The following is a 17330-nucleotide window of genomic DNA, read 5'->3' as shown; positions in this document are numbered from 1 at the left end:
CCCCACGATATGCCGCCTTCCCGATTCCCGCCGTCACCAACTTTCAGCGATAGCTCACCGTTAGGCTTAGAATGGACACAGAGCATAGTGCTATCACGGAGCCGGTGCGGCGGCTTGAGGTCTTCACCGGAGCCGGCCGCCGGCGGAAGTGGAGCGATGAGGACAAGGTGCGGATCGTTGCGGAGATCGTGGCGAGCGGCGGCTCGGTCTGTTCGGTGGCCCGACGGCATGGATTGTCACCGCAGCAGTTGTTTGGCTGGCGACGTCAGTTGCGAGAAGGAGCAGGCGGTCATTCCGAAATAGAAGAAGTAAGTTTGTGCCGGCGGTGGTGGATGCCGCGGTGCCGGCGCCCGCTGTTGATCGGGAGCGCAAAGCGGTGCGCTGCAAGGCCAAGGCGGATACCCGGGCTCGCCGTTGCGATGCCGGGATCATCGAGATCGAAGTCGACGGCATCACAATCCGGGCCGGTCGTGGTGCGGATACGACGATGATTGCGTCGATTGTCCAGGCACTGAAGGCGAGCCGGTGATCGGCCCGTCGGGTGCGGTCCGGGTGATGGTGGCGACCAAACCGGTGGACTTCCGCAAGGGGATGGAAGGGCTCGCGATCCTGGTGCCCGAGAGCATGCGGGCAGACCAATTCTCGGGAGCTGTCTATGTGTTTCGGGCCAAGCGGGCGGATCGGATCAAGCTGGTGTTCTGGGCGGAGCGGGTCTGTGCCTGTTCGCCAAGAGGCTCGAGGATGGGATCTTCCGCTGGCCGACGATCGAGGACGGCGTGATGCGCCTGTCGGCGGCGCAATTGTCGGCGCTGCTGGAGGGGCTCGGCTGGCGGCTTGTGCATGAGGCGCGAGAGACGCCGGCGCCAACGCAAGCCGGATATTGTTGGCAGCGCTGCGGCGAAGTGAATCAGGAGCGTCGAACTCACGCTGGGAGGGCCTGACGCGCTTCATCAATGATGGCCGTATCGAGCTGGACAACAACGCCGTCGAGCGCTTGATCCGTCCGATCACGCTGAACTGGAAAAATGCGCTGTTCGCAGGCTCTGACGGCGGTGCCCAGCACTGGGCCGTTATCGCCTCCTTGATCGAAACCTGTAAGCTGAATCGCATTGACCCGCTGGCCTATATCACCGATGTCCTCACCAGAATCGTCAACGGTCACCCGAACCGCCAGCTCGACAGTTTGTTGCCATGGAACTACGGAAACGGCTAGAATCCGGCCTGGGCGAAGAAAATCGACGAACCAACATTCTTGAGGCGCGCCGGTGAGCGACAAGAACATCTTGTGGCAACAGGACGGGTCGATCCCGGTTGGTTTACGGCCGAACACATCGGATCGATCAGGAGCAGCACGAGTTACCGCCCGGGCGGTTGGTAGTTCTTGCCTGCTTGGCTACCGGACACGCAAGAACACGACGTTGGTCCATTTAAAACCAAGACTGCAGCACTAGCTGAGGCGGAGCGGCTGGCAGCCCTCCACAAACGAAAAACATAGAGGTCAGCTCACGTCTCGAACCCGTGTGTTCGGAACAGCGCTTACCGCCACCTAACAATCCGGCATGTCTTCGGTCGGAAGGCCTGAAGAACATGCCGCAAACCAACCGACGCGAAGGAACACCATGATTCAAAACCAGCGGCTTCGTTTGGCTTCGCCCCTGAAGGCTGCCATCCCCTTGCTTTTGCAATGACCGCCCTCATCCCAGAGCGAGTAGACGCGCGCGATCACGCGCCGACCGTAGAGGAGAAAGAAGCCTGCATGGAGGACGTGTTCCGCCTGTGCAGCAGCCATATTCCTGATCGCGTCGCCATCATCGCTTGTCTCATATCCAAGCAATCGAGGCTCAGTCGTCTGAAATGTCGCTACATGATTTCCGCTGGTGACGCTGGCAAGAAGAGTAACGAACCGAAATGAGGGGATGGCGAACCAGGTGGCTGCTCCTTCGCCTCAGGCTCAGAGATTGCCGACCGTGACCAGCAGGCCGTCACGCGATGGCGGGACAACAGGCACGGGCAATCGAGAGCGACGTCGATAACTTAGAGTCTGTCCGGAAAGATTACCTTGGATTGCATAGCTTTCGCAGCATGAGTCGGATGGAGGCCAGCTTGAGAAAGGCGAGCGCCCTGTGATTGAAGCATTCCCAATCTTTGGACAGTCTTCGGCATCGCCCGAGCCAGGCAAAGGTACGCTCGACGATCCAGCGTTTGGGCAAGACGACGAAACGGTGAGCCTGATCGGAGCGTTTGACGATTTCGAGGTTCACGCGCTTCAGAGCGCTACGCAGCCCCTTCTGGAAATGTGGCCCTTGATATCCGCCGTCGGCGTAGAGCTTCAGAAGAAAGGGATAGAGGCCGAACAACGTTGCCATCAGGAGCACGCCGCCGTCGCGATCCTGGATGTCCGCCGCATGCACGATGGCGTGCATCAAGAGGCCTTGCGTGTCGACGAGAATGTGCCGCTTCTTGCCCTTGATCTTCTTGCCCGCGTCGTAGCCATGGAGATCATGAGGCCCCCTTTTTCAGCGCTTTTCACGCTCTGGCTATCGATGATGGCGGCGGTGGGAGAAGCCTCGCGCTCGGCCCTTTCGCGACATTCGACATAGAGGGCGTGATGAATTTTATCGAGCGTGCCGTTCCAGCTCCACAGATCGAAGTAGCCATACAGCGTCGAGCGCGGCGGCAGGTCCTTGGGGATCGCGCGCCACTGGCAACCTGTGCTCAGGATGTACATCAGCCCGTTGGCAATCTCGCGCAGGTCCACCGTACGCTTGTTGCCGCCGCGCTTGGCCGGCGGGATGCGAGGCGCGATCAGCGCCCACTCCTCGTCGGTCAAGTCGCTCGGATAGCGCAGGCGGCTGCGGTCGTAGCGTGCACGGTTCTCGGTAGTCCACATTGGCGGCGCGTCCCCATCGAATCAGGCCGCTCACCTTGAATCACAACCGATTCATTCGACTCAACATGTTTTGGAACAGACACTTAGAACTGACGGACACGGTCGCCGATTACTTCTATCGGGCAGCTCAGCCTGGAGCGCTTGACCCTCACGTAGCGTCAGGTTGTAGCCTGACGAAAGAATCGCATTTAAGCGGCAGATACGCAAGCATCGAGGACGGTCTGCCGCGAGCGGGTGCTCGCACAACAATATCAATGCAATTGACGCCACGCCTCGTCGACGAAAAGTCCCCTATTGAACGAGGAGCCCGAGGATAGACTGGTAACGTGTGAAGTTCGATGGAAGCGCTTAGATCGATCATTGGCAAAGTTGCCAGCGGCACCACTCTGACATGTGAGGAAAGTGAGTTCGCCTTCGACAGCATGATGTCGGGTCAAGCGAGCCCTTCACAGATCGGTGGCTTGTTGCTGGGAATGCGGGTCCGCGGCGAGACCGTCGAAGAGGTCACCGGCGCGGCCTCCGCGATCCGCAATAGAATGCCACGGGTCGATGCGCCATGCGATCCCATCGGTATTGCTAGCACGAATGATACCCCGTTTTGCTCAGTCAACGTGGAGACGTGCGCCTCCTTTATCGTCGCCGGGGCCGGCGTTCCTGTCGCCAAGCACACCGACCGCGCAGCGTCATCAAGCTCGAGCACCGCGAACATTTTGGCGCGCCTAGGCGTGAAGACCGATCTCACGCCTGAAGCCGTTGCTCGTTGTCTACAGGAAGCCGGCATCGGCTTTCTGTTTGCGTCGGCCCAGTATCCGGCCATGCAGCGTATTCGCCAGATCCGAACTGCACTTGGGACTCGCACGATTTTTAATCTAATCACACTTCTGTCCAACCCCGTGGGGGTTAAGCGGCAGATGGTCGGAGTGTTCTCTCGTGAATGGGTGCAGCCACTGGCCCTAGTGTTGAAGAACCTTGGCGCCGAATCGGTGTGGGTGGTGCACGGCTCGGACGGGCTCGATAAGATAACCCTTGCCGGCCCGACCTTTGTTGCCGCGCTCGAGGCGGGTGCAGTCCGCACCTTCGAGGTGACGCCAGAAGATGCTGGGCTCCCCCGCCACACCGAGGCGCTGGAGAGCGGCGATGTGGACGGCAATGCCGTCGCGCTGCAAAGCGTGCTCGGTGGCGCAGCAAGTCGATATCGCGATGCCGCCCTTTTGAACGCGGCGGCGGCATTGATCGTGGCCGGCCGGGCCTCCACGCTACAGGAAGGCGTCGCACTTGGCCAGGAAGCGCTTGATCGCGGCGCCGCAGCCACCCGACTGGAGCGCCTGATCGCGGCTTCCAACGAATGACAACTGAGTCGGGCCCTGTTCAGTTGTGACCGCCAAGGCCAACGTTCACAAGCGCGAATGCTCGCTGCTCCTGCGAGGCTTGCGAGCTTGCGCCGCTTGCCCATGCATCAACGCAGTTGGCATCGAATAGGTGGCAAGAGCCGACCTTCGTCGTCGGCGAGAGCCTGTTGCGGCGCACCGTTGCCGAGGTTTCAGAGCCCGCTACGTGGTGCTAACGCTGCCGGCCAAAGGAGATGATCGATGACGTTCGCACAAAAAACGGAAGCACTCGGATCCATCGCAACGATAGGACACATCATTCGCAAGTTTAGGGAATTGATTGATACGGACAGCTCGATCCCCCCGGAGCTGCGGGGCGCGCTGCACGCAATACTCGATGAGCATCTTATCGATGCAAAAAAGCGTGTTCTCTCACGGGGACATTAAGCGCGCCAATGCCCTGCATAAGGAGAAACAATTTGCCCTGGCCAGCGCCCGCCAATACTGCAATCGGCATGATCCTGTCCGCACGGCCAGTCGGCGACGTTCGAGCCATGCACCGATCGCGCCGACGGAATCCAGCAGCATGGCCGCCCCTTTCTGCCTAGCGGGGATAGGATTGAGCTCGACAAGATCAAGCAATTGCTCATTGGTCTACAGAGAAAGCCAAGCACATTATATCCATCGAGATGGTCCAGCTTCAGGCCCGTTCTCGCGCACGGCCGTCGGCCAAACCGTCGGCGATTGCCTTAGGCTGACTGCCGCGTTCGGCCTGCCGGTGAGCCATGCCGAGATTGCCACTTTCGGCAGAACCACGGCGCTGGTGATCGAGCGCCTTGCGGTGGACCCAGGATGGCCGCTTGTTCCGGCTGCCGCAGGAGGACTGCTGTCAGGCGCTGTCTTCTTGCCGCTACGCAAGTATCCGGGCGCGGCGGCCGGCAGGGTGGAGCTTCTTGATCTGCCAAAAAGACAGCGATGTCCCTTCCGAGGACCAGGCGATTCTGCTGAGGGCGCAGATTCTCTTTTGGCCGATCGGCGCAACGCATGCAGATGAAGCTTGTGACGTCGGTAGGGACATACAACTCCTACAGGATTGCCGGCGTACAGGGGCGGCATTTCGTGCAGACCCGCGAAACAGCGGGCGTAGCGAAAAGGCTCGTTCGGGATTCTATTGAAGCTATGGCAACTACCGCCAAAGCTGCTCTCGACAAGATCGAAAGCAAGCTGCACACGGGATTTCTCGGATCGATTCATACGTCGGTAAAAGCTGCCCGTCATGCAGCGCCTGGGTTCATTGAGAGTGCAATACCGGACAACCACGGTTGCTGCCGCCGGCCGACTAGGGGATGCCGCCGATGCCTTGTCACCTGCGCATTGCGGATCATGCGTTCCATGACGCACCGGCTCCCTCGTTCGGAAGTGAGTTGCCGTCACGCATTGCCGGACATCTCCTACACTGCTTGGTCTTTGCCATATCGCTGCGAATTGACGAAGCCGGCACGCCCGACATCACCAACACGGCCGTCGACCGAACGCTGCTGCAAACAAGAGCTGTCAACAGACAAAAAGCGAACCCGCGCATTTTCGGGACATGTGCCTTCACAAAGCCCGATGTGCCGAACCGAGCAGCCGGGGAACAGCGAGGCCTCCGGCAAACCCTCCTGGCCGAGCAGGAGGGTGCCTCCACCTCTTCGATGCGCGCGGCCATACGCAGGAATGCGTGCGGCCAGACACCAAAGCGCGTGCAGCTACCTCGTGGAACGAGCAAGGATCGACAAGATTGTCTCTCAGGGTGTTGTAGAGCGCTGCGCTATCACGGCACGCGCGCGTGCGAGCCGGCACTCACGGCTTCTCCGATCACCGGCAAGCACATCCTCCCGGAATAAGACCACGAGCAGCGCATCGAATACGTGCACTTGAACGAGGAAGGCGGGCGGCCGGCTCCACAGGTGCATTCTGCGCTCCCGCCGAAGCCAATCCGTGCCAGGCACGGCACGTTCTTGGATTGATGTCGTGGTTTTGCGCAACAGAAGGCAGGTCAGCAATGCGAGGACGGCCCATACCAGGGCGCGCTCCTGAGCTTCTACAATTGCGCCGACACCTACCAGCCCTGGTAGCTCAGTTACTATCGATAGCCGCGTAGCATCATTGCCGCGGCAAGACCGGCTTCACAAGACCAGGCTTCAGAAGGCACAGGTGCCCCACAACAATTGCGCATCTTAAGACCTTCGCGCGAGATCATGATAGAATTAGCGTGGGTCTTATCCTGATCTTGTATGAGCGATGAGAGGCGAGTTCACAGGCGTCAGGCGACGTCCAGCGATCCGTTTCGAGCAACGGCAATCCTCGAGGGTATCTGACGTTGGGTTGGGATCGAGTCTCCAACGGAGCGGCCGGATCAGGTCAACAAGCTCGTCGACCTCGTCGCCGCAGGCTATGGCGACTTGCCGGCAACTGTGGAACGTGTCGCGGGACGCGACGGCCGAGGGGATCACCTGATCGCACGCTCGTCCTGGGGCCAGGAGGCACCGGGCGTCCTGGCGCTGAGCCATCTCGATACCGTACACCGGATGGGCTTCATCGAGCGCCTGCCGTTCCGGATCGATGGCGACAGCGCGTTCGGTCCCGGCATTGGCGACGTGTGTTGGCCTTCCGTTGCCCAACGGACGCGTCACGACGAACCCAGACGAACTATTCAGAGCGGTCACCTCCCTGAGCTCTGAGTGTCCGACCGAAAAATAAGTTGAGTGATATCAGCGAGTTCTGATTCCATCGGTGTTGCGAAGCATCAAAGGGATCGAGAATGTGGACTGATATCACCCGGGCACAGTTTGCCCGAGAGGAGCTGCGTTTGCCAAGCGACTTGACGGATGCGGAATGGGGCGTGCTGGAGAGGTTGCTTCCTGTGCGGGCCAATCGCGGGCGGCGCCCGAAATGGAGCTATCGCGACATCGTCGAGGCAGTACTCTATCTGCTGCGCGGCGGATTGCCGTGGCGCATGCTGCCGCCCACTCTGTTTCCACCAATGACCACGGTGCAGTACTATTTCTACCAATGGCGCGACAGCGGATTGTGGCAATCGATCAACCACGCACTCCTGATGCTGGCGCGCGAGGCGATCGGCCGGGAGGCCTCGCCGACGGCCGGCGTGATCGACAGCCAATCGGTCAAGACCACGGAAAGTGGCGGCCCTCGCGGCTACGACGCGGGAAAGAAGATCAAGGGTCGAAAGCGCCACATCGTCACCGACACCCAAGGGCTCCTGGTCGGAGCGATCGTTCACGCTGCCGACGTCCAGGATCGTGACGGCACGCCAGATGTCCTGTGCAGCATTCGCTACCGCTTCCCCTGGCTGCGCCATATCTTCGCCGATGGCGGCTATGCCGGCGAAAAGCTCAAGGCGGTGCTGGAAAAGATCGGCCGGTGGACTGTCGAGATCATCAAGCGCTCCGATGCCGCACAGGGCTTCGAGGTGCTTCCGCGCCGCTGGGTGGTCGAACGAACCTTCGCCTGGCTCGGCCGCAACCGCAGATTGGCCAAGGACTTCGAGCGAACCATCGAAAGCGCAACTGCCTGGCTCTTCCTCGCCTCTGTCCAACTCATGACAAGGCGCATCGCAGCGATAAAAACAGCAATGCAATTTTGAGTCAGGCTCTGAGACCGGCAGCGCAATTGTTAAGTTGGACAATGGAGCCGGTGGGTTTAGAAATGTCATCTTGACCGGCGAGGAGAGCAGTCCACTACCTAGGGAGCTATCGCCAAATTTTGGTGACGGCGCGGCCGGTCAGGCGGCGGCGGTTATGGGCTGACGGTCAGTCGGTTTGGCGATGAGCTCGATCCCGTCGTTGAATGTCACACCGAGAACGAGTTTTGGCAACTGGTTGTGGCCATCGAGACGACGCCGGCTTTTCTGCGCGGCCTCAAGCAGTTTGAAGACCATCGCGAGCGCCGTTCTGTTGGACAGGCAGCCCTTTGATCGGATCGTGCGGTGGCGCACGGTAGCGAAGGTGCTTTCAATGGGATTGGTGGTCCGCAGGTATTTCCAGTGTTCGGCCGGGAAGTCGTAGAACGCCAGTAGCGTGTCCCGATCCTTGCTCAGGCAGTCGGCCGCCTTCTCGTATTTGGGCGTATAGCTCTCGATGAAGGCGTCGAACGCCAGCTCGGCGGCGGCCTTGGTTTCGGCCATCCAGCTCTCCTGCAACGCGCGTTTGGCTTTAGGCTGCTGGCTCTTCGGCAACTTGGCGATCACGTTGGCGGTCTTGTGTACCCAGCAGCGCTGCTCGCGCGTTTTCGGCCAGACCTCGCCGGCGGCCTTCCAGAACCCGAGCGCGCCGTCGGCGATGGTGAGCCGCGGCGGCACGCCGAGCCCGCGCCGCTTCAGGTCGAGCAGCAGATCGCGCCAGTCCTGCGCGCTCTCGCGGGCGCCATCGGTGAAGCCGACCAGTTCCTTGCGGCCTTCCGGCGTCGCGCCGATCAGCACCAGGATGCACTGCTTTTCGTCTTCGAGGCGTGCTTGGAGATGGATGCCATCGGCCCAGATGTAGACGTAGCGCTTCGCCGACAGATCGCGCCTCTGCCACGCGGTGTGTTCGTCAAGCCAACCGTCCTTCAGACGGCCGATGGCGGATGCCGACAACCCGGCAGCATCCTTGCCGAGCAGCGCCGCCAGAGCCTCGGAGAAGTCGCCGGTGGAGATACCCTTCAGGTAAAGGATCGGCAGCAGCGTCTCGATCGATTTCGAGCGGCGCATGTAGGGCGGCAGGATCGACGGAGAGAACCGGATGCGGTCGGGATCGGTAGCCTCCGCCTCGCGATCGCGTACACGCGGCTGGCGGACGCCGACCGGACCGATACCGGTCATCACCTCGCGTTCCGGCAGGTGACCGTGGCGCACGAGCGCTGGTGGCCGTCCGTAGTCTTCAAATCGGCATGCTTGCCGAGAAAGTCCGCGACCTCGGCCTCGATCGCCTGGGCCAACAGAGCACGCGCCCCATTGCGCAAGATTTCGGTGAGTTGATCGTCGACGTTTCCTGGCTGAATCAACTTGATGATGTTATCTTTGGACACGGCATATCGCTCCTTCGGTGGAGAAGTGGAGGCGTCAAGCACCCCCACGATATGCCGCCTTCCCGATTCCCGCCGTCACCAACTTTCAGCGATAGCTCCTACCTAGGGCAAGAGATACGCAGTAAGCGGGGCTGCGAGGCCCCATCAGATTGTTTGTGCGTAGACCTGTGAGCGCCGTTAGAAGAGTCATCTTCTGCAAGGGTGCTCACAATGGACGACCATTCGGACGACATAAGACGACCGTTGTCACCGCGCATAGAAGTGTACGCCGGCGGCGGCCGGAAACAGTGGCCAGATGATTTGAAGGCGCAGATTGTCGCGGACACCTGGCGCGTTGACGCTCGGGCCGAGCGGCATTATCGCTCGCGGCACTCGAGTTGCGAGGTTGTGGTGGCGTCTGTGGAAGGCGCAGTGATCGAGATTGCCAAAGGCGAGGTAGTCGTGCGTGCCGGCGTGGATATCGACGAAGCGTACTTGCAGCGGGTGATCCGCGCGGCCCGTTCGGCATGATCCCCTCTGGTGTGAAGGTGTTCCTCGCCAGCCATCCAGTCGACTTCCGCAAGGGTATCAATGGCCTTGTTGCGCTTGTGCGCGATGCCGGCTCAGATCCGTTCGACCGTGCGCTTGCCAAACGGCTGGCCGAGCAGCGAAATCGATGCGCTTATGCCATGGAACGCGGCCGCCTGACGGCCTCACCTTGCCGCGTACTTTCGGTCAGTTCGCATTCAGGGTAGAGGCAGCGTGGACGAAAGCCGTCGCCCGCCACGGACGAACAACCGACTGCGCGCCAGCGCTGGTTAGACCGTCTGGCTATGAGATATAAGAGTCCCCCCATGAACGAACCAGGCGAATCCGACCTTTAGAAGGAGTCACGGCATTACCCATAAATTTGCGAACTTCGGTAAGTCGAACGAGAGCACCACACTCTTTGTTGGACGTTCGCTCTAAGTATGTTCGAACTAGGTTCGTCATCCAGTGGATCGTTGCCACTGTCTCAGCAGGCTGTTGTCATCCGAAAGACGGCAAACCCGGGCGTGGCTCCGCCTTTCTCCTTGAGCTCGTCAGCTTCTCGAAAGCCAACCTTCCTAGCATTCGCACCCGGTCTCAAGATGCCAATGCCGCCTATGCTGAACTAGGGTCCCCGCTGGGCGGATCTGCAGGAGACTTTGTTATTATAATCGAAAGGAGAGCTTTATGGATTCCAATCGGATAAGCGGTGGCGGCGCGCAAGGGTCCCCACCGGGGCACGTCCGGACACAGGAGCATCATGATCTATTTAGGCAGGCCGCGAATGAAGCCGGGTCATTATCATCTGCCGCGCTTGTATCGGCGCAGGCTCCGATTTGGAGTTCGAGCGCTCCATACGGAAGCTTTTCACGCGATGGCTACTCTTGGAACAACGACGTATGGGGTCCGCGCCCTGGGCCTCAGACGATTTCGGTGAGTGGCGTCAACCGGTGGAGCGTATGGTCGAACCAGCCTAATACGCCGGGCATCAAGAGCTATCCGCACGAGGCTTTTAGTATCGGGAAACCGCTCAGTTCAATCAACACTCTGAGCTCGAGCTTCAATCAGGAGGTTCCTACTGGCGGCGCCTGGGATGTCGCCTACGATATCTGGGACAGCTCAAACCAGCATGAGGTAATGCTCTGGACAAACTACACCGGAAACTCGGACGGGAGCGGCAACGTTAAGCCCATTTCATATCATTATGCCCCTTCCGGTGCGGCGATTCCGGTCTACAGCAATGTCAATGTAGGCGGAGCGACTTGGAACGTTTTTGAAGGTGAAGGCCCCGACGGTCACAAGGTCATCTCATTGCTGCGCACTTCGAAGACCAACAGCGGGACAGTGGACATCAAGAGTATCCTGCAGTGGATCAAATCGAAGGGGTACTTTGGCGACATAAACGTCGGTAGCGTCCAATACGGCGTCGAGATTACCTCGTCCCCGGGGGGAAAGAACTTCAATTTCAACAACTGGTCTGTGACCTCGAAGTGAAGATCCGTGTGCGGGCGGCAAGGTGAGCTGCGCTTATGCCAATGAGCCACGCTGGCTGACGGCCTAGCTTGCGCTTACCGTCTCGCTCGCGGCCGTAATGGACACATTCCCGCCGCACCAGCCTCTGATGAAATGTCGCGGACGTTCTGTACGCGTTCGGTGATGGCTTCGCTGGAAGGATCACTCGCGTCGACTGCTTGACGGCCGGCCCTCGCGGTCAAGGCCTCTAAAGCCCGTCTTATTCGTCAGAGGGCGCCTGAGAGGCTGGCGAGCGTGGTGTAAAGCGCTGAAGCGGCGTAGGATTCGGTTGCAAAGCCAACCCCATCACCTTCAGCCGCGAACACCACGCCCGCCATGACCGATGATACGATTCTGCCCTTCTCGTTTCCAGCCGTTCACGCCAAGAAAGTCACAGCTGCCTTCGATGGCGGTCGGCTGACCTCGAACGGGGGCGTGATGCTTCTGGCGATGGCCGAGCGGCGCCTCGGCTTGGTCGACAATTTGGCCCGCGTGTTCCCGGATCGGCGCGATCCGACGCGGGTCGTGCACAGCCTTGTCGATATGTTCCGCGCGCGCATGTTCGCGATCTGCTGCGGCTACGAGGACGCCGACGACCTCGATCATCTGCGGTCCGATCCCGCATTCAAGCTGGCCTGCGGACGGCTGCCGGACACGGGTCGCGATCTGTGTTCCAACCGACGCTGTCGCGGCTGGAGAATGCTCCGCGCCTTCGACGCATGGATGGATAGCTACCCGCGCGAGCCGGCATCCGTCACGCTCGACATCGATGATACCTGCGATGTCGTCCACGGCCATCAGCAGCTCTCGCTGTTCAACGCTCATTATGACGAACGCTGCTTCCTGCCGATCTACGTCTACGACACGGAGAAGAGCCGGCCCGTGGCGGTCGTGCTGCGGCCCGGCAAGACGCCGGGCGGCGTCGAGGTGCGTGCCCATCTGCGCCGCCTGATACGGCATATCCGGACGCGGTGGCACAACACGCGAATTACGTTCCGTGGCGACGGGCGCTATGCCCGGCCGGAGGCAATGGCGTGGTGCGAGACCAACGGCATCGACTACATCTTCGGTCTGTCCGGCACCAAGCCGCTCGCCAGAAAAGTCGACGAGGCCGCCGACGACATCCGCACGCGACGCGCCATCGAGAACCTGCCGGTTCTGCGTGGCTATACCGAGACGCGCCACAAGGCAAAGTCCTGGGATCGCGAACGACGTACCGTCGCCCGTATTGAGGCGACGATGCTCGGCCTCGACATCCGTTTCGTCGTCACCAGCCTCGATGTCGGCTCGGCCGAGTGGATCTACGACAGCCTGTATTGCGCGCGCGGCCAAGCCGAGAATCTGATCAAGCTGCATAAGACGCAGCTCGCCTCCGATCGCACCAGCTGCCGTTCGGCGCTCGCCAATCAAGTCCGCCTCGTTCTCGACACCGCCGCTTATTGGCTGATGCTGACCGTGCGCGACGCGATTCCCAAAGCCCGGGAATTGGCCACAGCCGAGTTCGCGACGCTGCGTCTTCGTCTCTTGAAACTCGCTGCCCGTGTCGTCGAGACCACGAGCCGCATTCGCCTTGCGTTTGCCGCGGCATGTCCCGAAGCCGACCTGATCCGCGGCTTGCCAGGCGCGCTGCTGCCGCTCGGTCCTTGACCGGCGAGGCGTCCGCCCCCGTTCGCCCAACCTACACCTCAAGCGCGTTGCAAAGTGCCGGTCGTCAGGCGGTGAAAAGCCGAAGGCAATCCCGCGCGCCTCGTCAGAGCAGATGTGTGGCCACATCAATCGGACCCAAAAAAAACGCACTCTCACGAATAGGACCGGCTAAACAGCCTAATCGGGCAAACTTTCGAGAAGCTGACGAGGTCTGCGATCCCGGAAGGCGTGGACCTAATTTTCTGCGTCCCATTGCGCTGCCGCGCCTCCGCGCTCGGACCCGAGTTCGACCTGGTCGATTCCAAGCGGCACGATCATGTTACCCCCAGCGGCAACACGCAGCGTTTTCGGTTCAGCCGCTATCTGCGAAGGTGATGCGATGTATCGCCTTCGTCCGATTCGGACCCGAGCCGTCGCGAAGCAGCCGTTATCTGCGGAGAGCGTAGTCGCAACAGTGTTGATGTCGATAATGCAAATCTGGATAGTGCGAATGCTTGTGGCGAAGCGGCGCGTGGAGATGCCGGTGCGAATGCGGCTCCGCTGCCGCGGCTTCAGCATGCAAATGCTGGTGGTGTTTTGCGGCGGGTCAAGCGAAGTCACCCGATCCGGTGATGTCGATCCGGAAAGCCGGCCCCAAGCGTCAGTTCAGCGAAACTCCGGGCTTCCGCGCGGAAGAGTTCATTCCCGATATCTGCAAGGGATACTCTTCCTGAGCGGTGATGGAATTCGATGACAAGCGTCGGAACCGCTAAGTGTCTGTTCCAAAACATGTTGAGTCGAATGAATCGGTTGTGATTCAAGGTGAGCGGCCTGATTCGATGGGGACGCGCCGCCAATGTGGACTACCGAGAACCGTGCACGCTACGACCGCAGCCGCCTGCGCTATCCGAGCGACTTGACCGACGAGGAGTGGGCGCTGATCGCGCCTCGCATCCCGCCGGCCAAGCGCGGCGGCAACAAGCGTACGGTGGACCTGCGCGAGATTGCCAACGGGCTGATGTACATCCTGAGCACAGGTTGCCAGTGGCGCGCGATCCCCAAGGACCTGCCGCCGCGCTCGACGCTGTATGGCTACTTCGATCTGTGGAGCTGGAACGGCACGCTCGATAAAATTCATCACGCCCTCTATGTCGAATGTCGCGAAAGGGCCGAGCGCGAGGCTTCTCCCACCGCCGCCATCATCGATAGCCAGAGCGTGAAAAGCGCTGAAAAAGGGGGCCTCATGATCTCCATGGCTACGACGCGGGCAAGAAGATCAAGGGCAAGAAGCGGCACATTCTCGTCGACACGCAAGGCCTCTTGATGCACGCCATCGTGCATGCGGCGGACATCCAGGATCGCGACGGCGGCGTGCTCCTGATGGCAACGTTGTTCGGCCTCTATCCCTTTCTTCTGAAGCTCTACGCCGACGGCGGATATCAAGGGCCACATTTCCAGAAGGGGCTGCGTAGCGCTCTGAAGCGCGTGAACCTCGAAATCGTCAAACGCTCCGATCAGGCTCACCGTTTCGTCGTCTTGCCCAAACGCTGGATCGTCGAGCGTACCTTTGCCTGGCTCGGGCGATGCCGAAGACTGTCCAAAGATTGGGAATGCTTCAATCACAGGGCGCTCGCCTTTCTCAAGCTGGCCTCCATCCGACTCATGCTGCGAAAGCTATGCAATCCAAGGTAATCTTTCCGGACAGACTCTAAGACTTCATCGCGCGGAAAGGTGCCGCACGATGTTTTCATCGCGTCTTGTTTTTGAACGTGCAACCCTAGGCGGTGTGGACTCTAGGGATTGAACGAAGCCGCTGCCGCGGCGTAGGGGGCAAGGTGGCATAGATCGCCTCCTGGCTGAGAGGATGTGGGTGTTGGAGCCCACCCCCTCAGACAGGAGTATCGAGATGGCCGATTTGAGCCCTCTTCGCCGCCGCATGATCGAAGACATGACCGTCCGCAATCTGTCGCCGGCGACGCAAAGATCCTACATCAGCGCGGTTTCGAAGTTCAGCCGCTATTTTGGCCGATCGCCTGACCGGTTAGAGCTGGAAGACGTCCGCGCCTTCCAGGTGCATTTGGTCTCGACCGGCATCTCATGGCCGGCGCTGAACCAGATCGTCTGTGCGCTACGGTTTTTCTACGGCGTCACGCTCGGCGAGGCGCTCATCCCAGAGCGCATTCCCTATGCGCGAGAACCGCGCAAGCTGCCGGTCGTTCTCAGCGCCGACGAAGTGGTTCAGTTTCTTGAAGCGGTATCGAGCCTGAAGAGCCGCGCCGCGCTCACCACCGCCTATGCGGCCGGGCTCAGGGCCTCGGAGGTTGCGGGACTGCGGATCGAAGACATCGACAGCGCCCGCGGCGTCATCCAGGTGCGCCACGGCAAGGGCGCGAAGGATCGCAACGTGATGCTGTCGCCCCAGCTGCTGGGCATCCTGCGCACCTACTGGCGGCTCGCCCGGCCGCGGCTTTATCTGTTCCCTGGTCGTGACGAAGATCATCCGATCGATCAGACCGTGCTGCATGCCGCCTGCCGGTCGGCGGTGAAGGCTGCGGGCCTGACCAAGCGCGTCACGCTGCACACGCTGCGCCACAGCTTCGCGACACATCTTCTCGAGAACGGAACCGATATCCGGATCATCCAGGTCTTGCTCGGGCACAATAATTTGTCGTCGACAGCGCGCTACACGCAGGTCGCCACCGATACGATCCGAGCGACGCAGAGCCCGCTCGATCGCCTGTCGCTGGAGGTGACGCCACCTGGATGACCCGCAGCGGGATGCGGGTCATGACCCGCTCCGACATCCGCTCCAACAGGCCCGCCATCGAGATTGCCGATATTCTGCGCCGGCATGGCGACGCCTATCGCCGTGTACATGCCGGTCATCTGGGGCGGGTCGAGCGGCGCGTGATGAGCGCGATCGTTGCGTGCCGGACCGAGGCGCTCGGCGGCCACATGCAGGCTTGCGACGACTGCGGCACGACACGCGTTGCCTATAATTCCTGCCGCAATCGGCACTGTCCGAAGTGTCAGGGGAGAGCCCGAGCCGCGTGGCTCGCCGCGCGTCAAGCCGACCTGCTTCCGGTTCCCTATTTCCACGTCGTCTTTACACTTCCCGCACCGATCGCCGCGATCGCTTTCCAGAACAAGGCCGTCGTCTATGCCATCCTGTTCAAGGCTGCCGCCGAGGCGATGACGACGCTCGCCGCCAATCCACGCCGGCTCGGCGGTGCGATCGGCGGCGTCGCCGTCCTCCACACCTGGGGACAGACGCTGATGCATCATCCCCACGTCCATTGCGTCGTTCCGGGTGGCGGCCTCTCGCCCGATGGCGCGCGCTGGACCGCTTGCCGACCGAACTTCTTCCTGGCCGTCAAACCGTTGTCCAGACTATTTCGCACACTTTTTCTCAAACGTCTGTCGGCAGCCTTCAACTCCGGTGCCTTGCGTTTCTTCGGCGATCTCGGAGCTCTGGCCGAGCCGGCTGCCTTTGCGGCCCACCTCGACGCCATGCGACGCATCAACTGGGTTGCTTACGCCAAGCGGCCCTTCGGCGGACCCGCACAGGTCCTGGCCTATCTCGGCCGCTACACCCATCGCGTCGCGATCGCCAACAGCCGGCTCGTCGCACTCGACGACGATCATGTCGCCTTCTCATGGAAGGACTATCGCCAAAACAGCGCGACAAAGATCATGAATCTCAAGCCCGATGAGTTCATTCGCCGTTTCCTGCTTCATACGCCGCCTGACGGCTTCCACCGCATCCGCCACTTCGGCTTCATGGCCAACCGCCATCGCGCTGCCAAGCTCGCCCTTTGCCGCGAACTTCTCGATCATGAGCGAACAGCCCCAAACGATGGCCAGCCGTCGCCTGTGGATTCGGAGGCTCAAACCTGGGCCGAGGTTCCTGCCTGTCCCGATTGTGGTGGCGTCATGCGCATCATTGAGCGCTTTCGACATAGCTTCAGACGCCCCAGCCCTCGAACATCACCGTTCCGATGCGACACATCGTGAGCCAAGTCATGTCGTGCACGACGATCATCATTCGTCATTTCGCTCCCAGCGTCTCGATCATCGCGGACGATGTCGAATCCGTGCTGTCACACTGCGCGACAACAACCGTCCGATGCAGCAAAAGGCCTATCGCGATCTCAGGCGAAGCGCGTCTGATCTCAACTCTTCCAGGATGCGCACTCCTGTGTCTCTGCCTCACGCGCCGAGCCAGCAGATCGGGCATGGCGATCTCGAACAATCCCCATAGCTGCAAAACCGCGAATAGCCTCCCGCGCCTTCGTTCAATCCGGCTTCAATGAGGTCGCGTCATAAGCGCCTGCCGCGCCCTCGCGTGAGCGCGACCTCACAGAACCCTCCAGATTCCGGTTTTTGGCGGTTTATGATTC

At 60.7% G+C, this 17330-nt stretch carries 10 protein-coding genes and 7 pseudogenes; 15 read left to right on the top strand and 2 right to left on the bottom strand.

Annotation, left to right across the window (positions count from 1 at the left end; translation table 11 throughout):
* Positions 1–71: 71 nt before the first annotated feature.
* The 5 genes and pseudogenes from HAP41_RS44550 to HAP41_RS44530 all read left to right on the top strand — a co-directional run.
* Positions 72–242, top strand: a pseudogene (locus tag HAP41_RS44550) (transposase); the annotation flags it as partial.
* 74 nt (positions 243–316) lie between these two features.
* A complete protein-coding gene (locus tag HAP41_RS44545; protein WP_224581069.1) occupies positions 317–529 on the top strand; it encodes a hypothetical protein in 213 nt (70 codons plus the stop codon).
* Positions 526–878: pseudogene (tnpB, locus tag HAP41_RS44540) on the top strand (IS66 family insertion sequence element accessory protein TnpB); the annotation flags it as partial. The gene HAP41_RS44545 and the pseudogene tnpB, both read left to right, overlap by 4 nt.
* A gap of 44 nt (positions 879–922) precedes the next feature.
* Positions 923–1213: pseudogene (locus tag HAP41_RS44535) on the top strand (transposase domain-containing protein); the annotation flags it as partial.
* 471 nt (positions 1214–1684) lie between these two features.
* Positions 1685–1912: a hypothetical protein gene (locus tag HAP41_RS44530; RefSeq protein WP_166072492.1), complete on the top strand. Its 228-nt coding sequence runs from the start codon at positions 1685–1687 to the stop codon at positions 1910–1912.
* Positions 1913–2054: 142 nt separating this feature from the next.
* On the opposite strand, the pseudogene HAP41_RS44525 reads toward HAP41_RS44530, so the two are convergent.
* Positions 2055–2890 (bottom strand): annotated as a pseudogene (locus HAP41_RS44525) (IS5 family transposase).
* A 338-nt stretch (positions 2891–3228) separates the two neighbouring features.
* On the opposite strand from HAP41_RS44525, the gene trpD reads away from it, so the two are divergent.
* The 4 genes and pseudogenes from trpD (at position 3229) to HAP41_RS44505 (ending at position 7864) form a co-directional block, all read left to right on the top strand.
* Complete coding sequence (gene trpD / locus HAP41_RS44520) at positions 3229–4239, top strand: anthranilate phosphoribosyltransferase (protein WP_166072521.1); 1011 nt, start codon at positions 3229–3231, stop codon at positions 4237–4239.
* A gap of 240 nt (positions 4240–4479) precedes the next feature.
* Positions 4480–4665: a hypothetical protein gene (locus HAP41_RS44515; protein WP_166072540.1), complete on the top strand. Its 186-nt coding sequence runs from the start codon at positions 4480–4482 to the stop codon at positions 4663–4665.
* A 1925-nt stretch (positions 4666–6590) separates the two neighbouring features.
* Positions 6591–6860, top strand: a pseudogene (locus tag HAP41_RS44510) (M20 family peptidase); the annotation flags it as partial.
* A 161-nt stretch (positions 6861–7021) separates the two neighbouring features.
* Entirely contained in the window at positions 7022–7864 is an 843-nt protein-coding gene (locus HAP41_RS44505) for an IS5 family transposase (protein ID WP_166072549.1), read from the top strand.
* Between the two features lie 138 nt (positions 7865–8002).
* Here the strand turns inward: HAP41_RS44505 and HAP41_RS44500 are convergent.
* A pseudogene (locus HAP41_RS44500) lies at positions 8003–9285 on the bottom strand (IS256 family transposase).
* 210 nt (positions 9286–9495) lie between these two features.
* Here HAP41_RS44500 and HAP41_RS44495 point away from each other — a divergent pair.
* The 6 genes and pseudogenes from HAP41_RS44495 to HAP41_RS44470 all read left to right on the top strand — a co-directional run bounded on the left by HAP41_RS44495 (position 9496) and on the right by HAP41_RS44470 (position 16944).
* On the top strand, positions 9496–9795 hold the full coding sequence (locus tag HAP41_RS44495) for a hypothetical protein (RefSeq protein ID WP_166072566.1): 300 nt from the start codon (positions 9496–9498) through the stop codon (positions 9793–9795).
* 684 nt (positions 9796–10479) lie between these two features.
* Positions 10480–11286: a glycoside hydrolase family 12 protein gene (locus tag HAP41_RS44490; protein ID WP_166072609.1), complete on the top strand. Its 807-nt coding sequence runs from the start codon at positions 10480–10482 to the stop codon at positions 11284–11286.
* 354 nt (positions 11287–11640) lie between these two features.
* Positions 11641–12951, top strand: a complete 1311-nt coding sequence (locus tag HAP41_RS44485) for an IS1380 family transposase (protein WP_224580572.1) — start codon at positions 11641–11643, stop codon at positions 12949–12951.
* A gap of 835 nt (positions 12952–13786) precedes the next feature.
* Positions 13787–14622, top strand: a pseudogene (locus HAP41_RS44480) (IS5 family transposase).
* 214 nt (positions 14623–14836) lie between these two features.
* A complete protein-coding gene (locus tag HAP41_RS44475) occupies positions 14837–15697 on the top strand; it encodes a tyrosine-type recombinase/integrase (RefSeq protein ID WP_029085027.1) in 861 nt (286 codons plus the stop codon).
* A gap of 20 nt (positions 15698–15717) precedes the next feature.
* Entirely contained in the window at positions 15718–16944 is a 1227-nt protein-coding gene (locus HAP41_RS44470; protein WP_166061603.1) for an IS91 family transposase, read from the top strand.
* The last annotated feature ends 386 nt before the right edge of the window (positions 16945–17330 follow it).

The sequence above is a fragment of the Bradyrhizobium barranii subsp. apii genome (assembly GCF_011516635.5).
Taxonomy (GTDB): Bacteria; Pseudomonadota; Alphaproteobacteria; order Rhizobiales; family Xanthobacteraceae; genus Bradyrhizobium; species Bradyrhizobium barranii.
The sequence above is the reverse complement of the archived record's forward strand: the minus strand, read 5'-3'. Positions and strand labels throughout refer to the sequence as shown.

What these genes read in the sequence shown, in the direction of transcription:
- HAP41_RS44530 (WP_166072492.1), top strand. Translation starts at nt 1,685, where the DNA reads ATGACCGCCCTCATCCCAGAGCGAGTAGACGCGCGCGATCACGCGCCG.
- trpD (WP_166072521.1), top strand. Translation starts at nt 3,229, where the DNA reads ATGGAAGCGCTTAGATCGATCATTGGCAAAGTTGCCAGCGGCACCACT.
- HAP41_RS44515 (WP_166072540.1), top strand. Translation starts at nt 4,480, where the DNA reads ATGACGTTCGCACAAAAAACGGAAGCACTCGGATCCATCGCAACGATA.
- HAP41_RS44505 (WP_166072549.1), top strand. Translation starts at nt 7,022, where the DNA reads ATGTGGACTGATATCACCCGGGCACAGTTTGCCCGAGAGGAGCTGCGT.
- HAP41_RS44495 (WP_166072566.1), top strand. Translation starts at nt 9,496, where the DNA reads ATGGACGACCATTCGGACGACATAAGACGACCGTTGTCACCGCGCATA.
- HAP41_RS44490 (WP_166072609.1), top strand. Translation starts at nt 10,480, where the DNA reads ATGGATTCCAATCGGATAAGCGGTGGCGGCGCGCAAGGGTCCCCACCG.
- HAP41_RS44485 (WP_224580572.1), top strand. Translation starts at nt 11,641, where the DNA reads ATGACCGATGATACGATTCTGCCCTTCTCGTTTCCAGCCGTTCACGCC.
- HAP41_RS44475 (WP_029085027.1), top strand. Translation starts at nt 14,837, where the DNA reads ATGGCCGATTTGAGCCCTCTTCGCCGCCGCATGATCGAAGACATGACC.
- HAP41_RS44470 (WP_166061603.1), top strand. Translation starts at nt 15,718, where the DNA reads ATGACCCGCTCCGACATCCGCTCCAACAGGCCCGCCATCGAGATTGCC.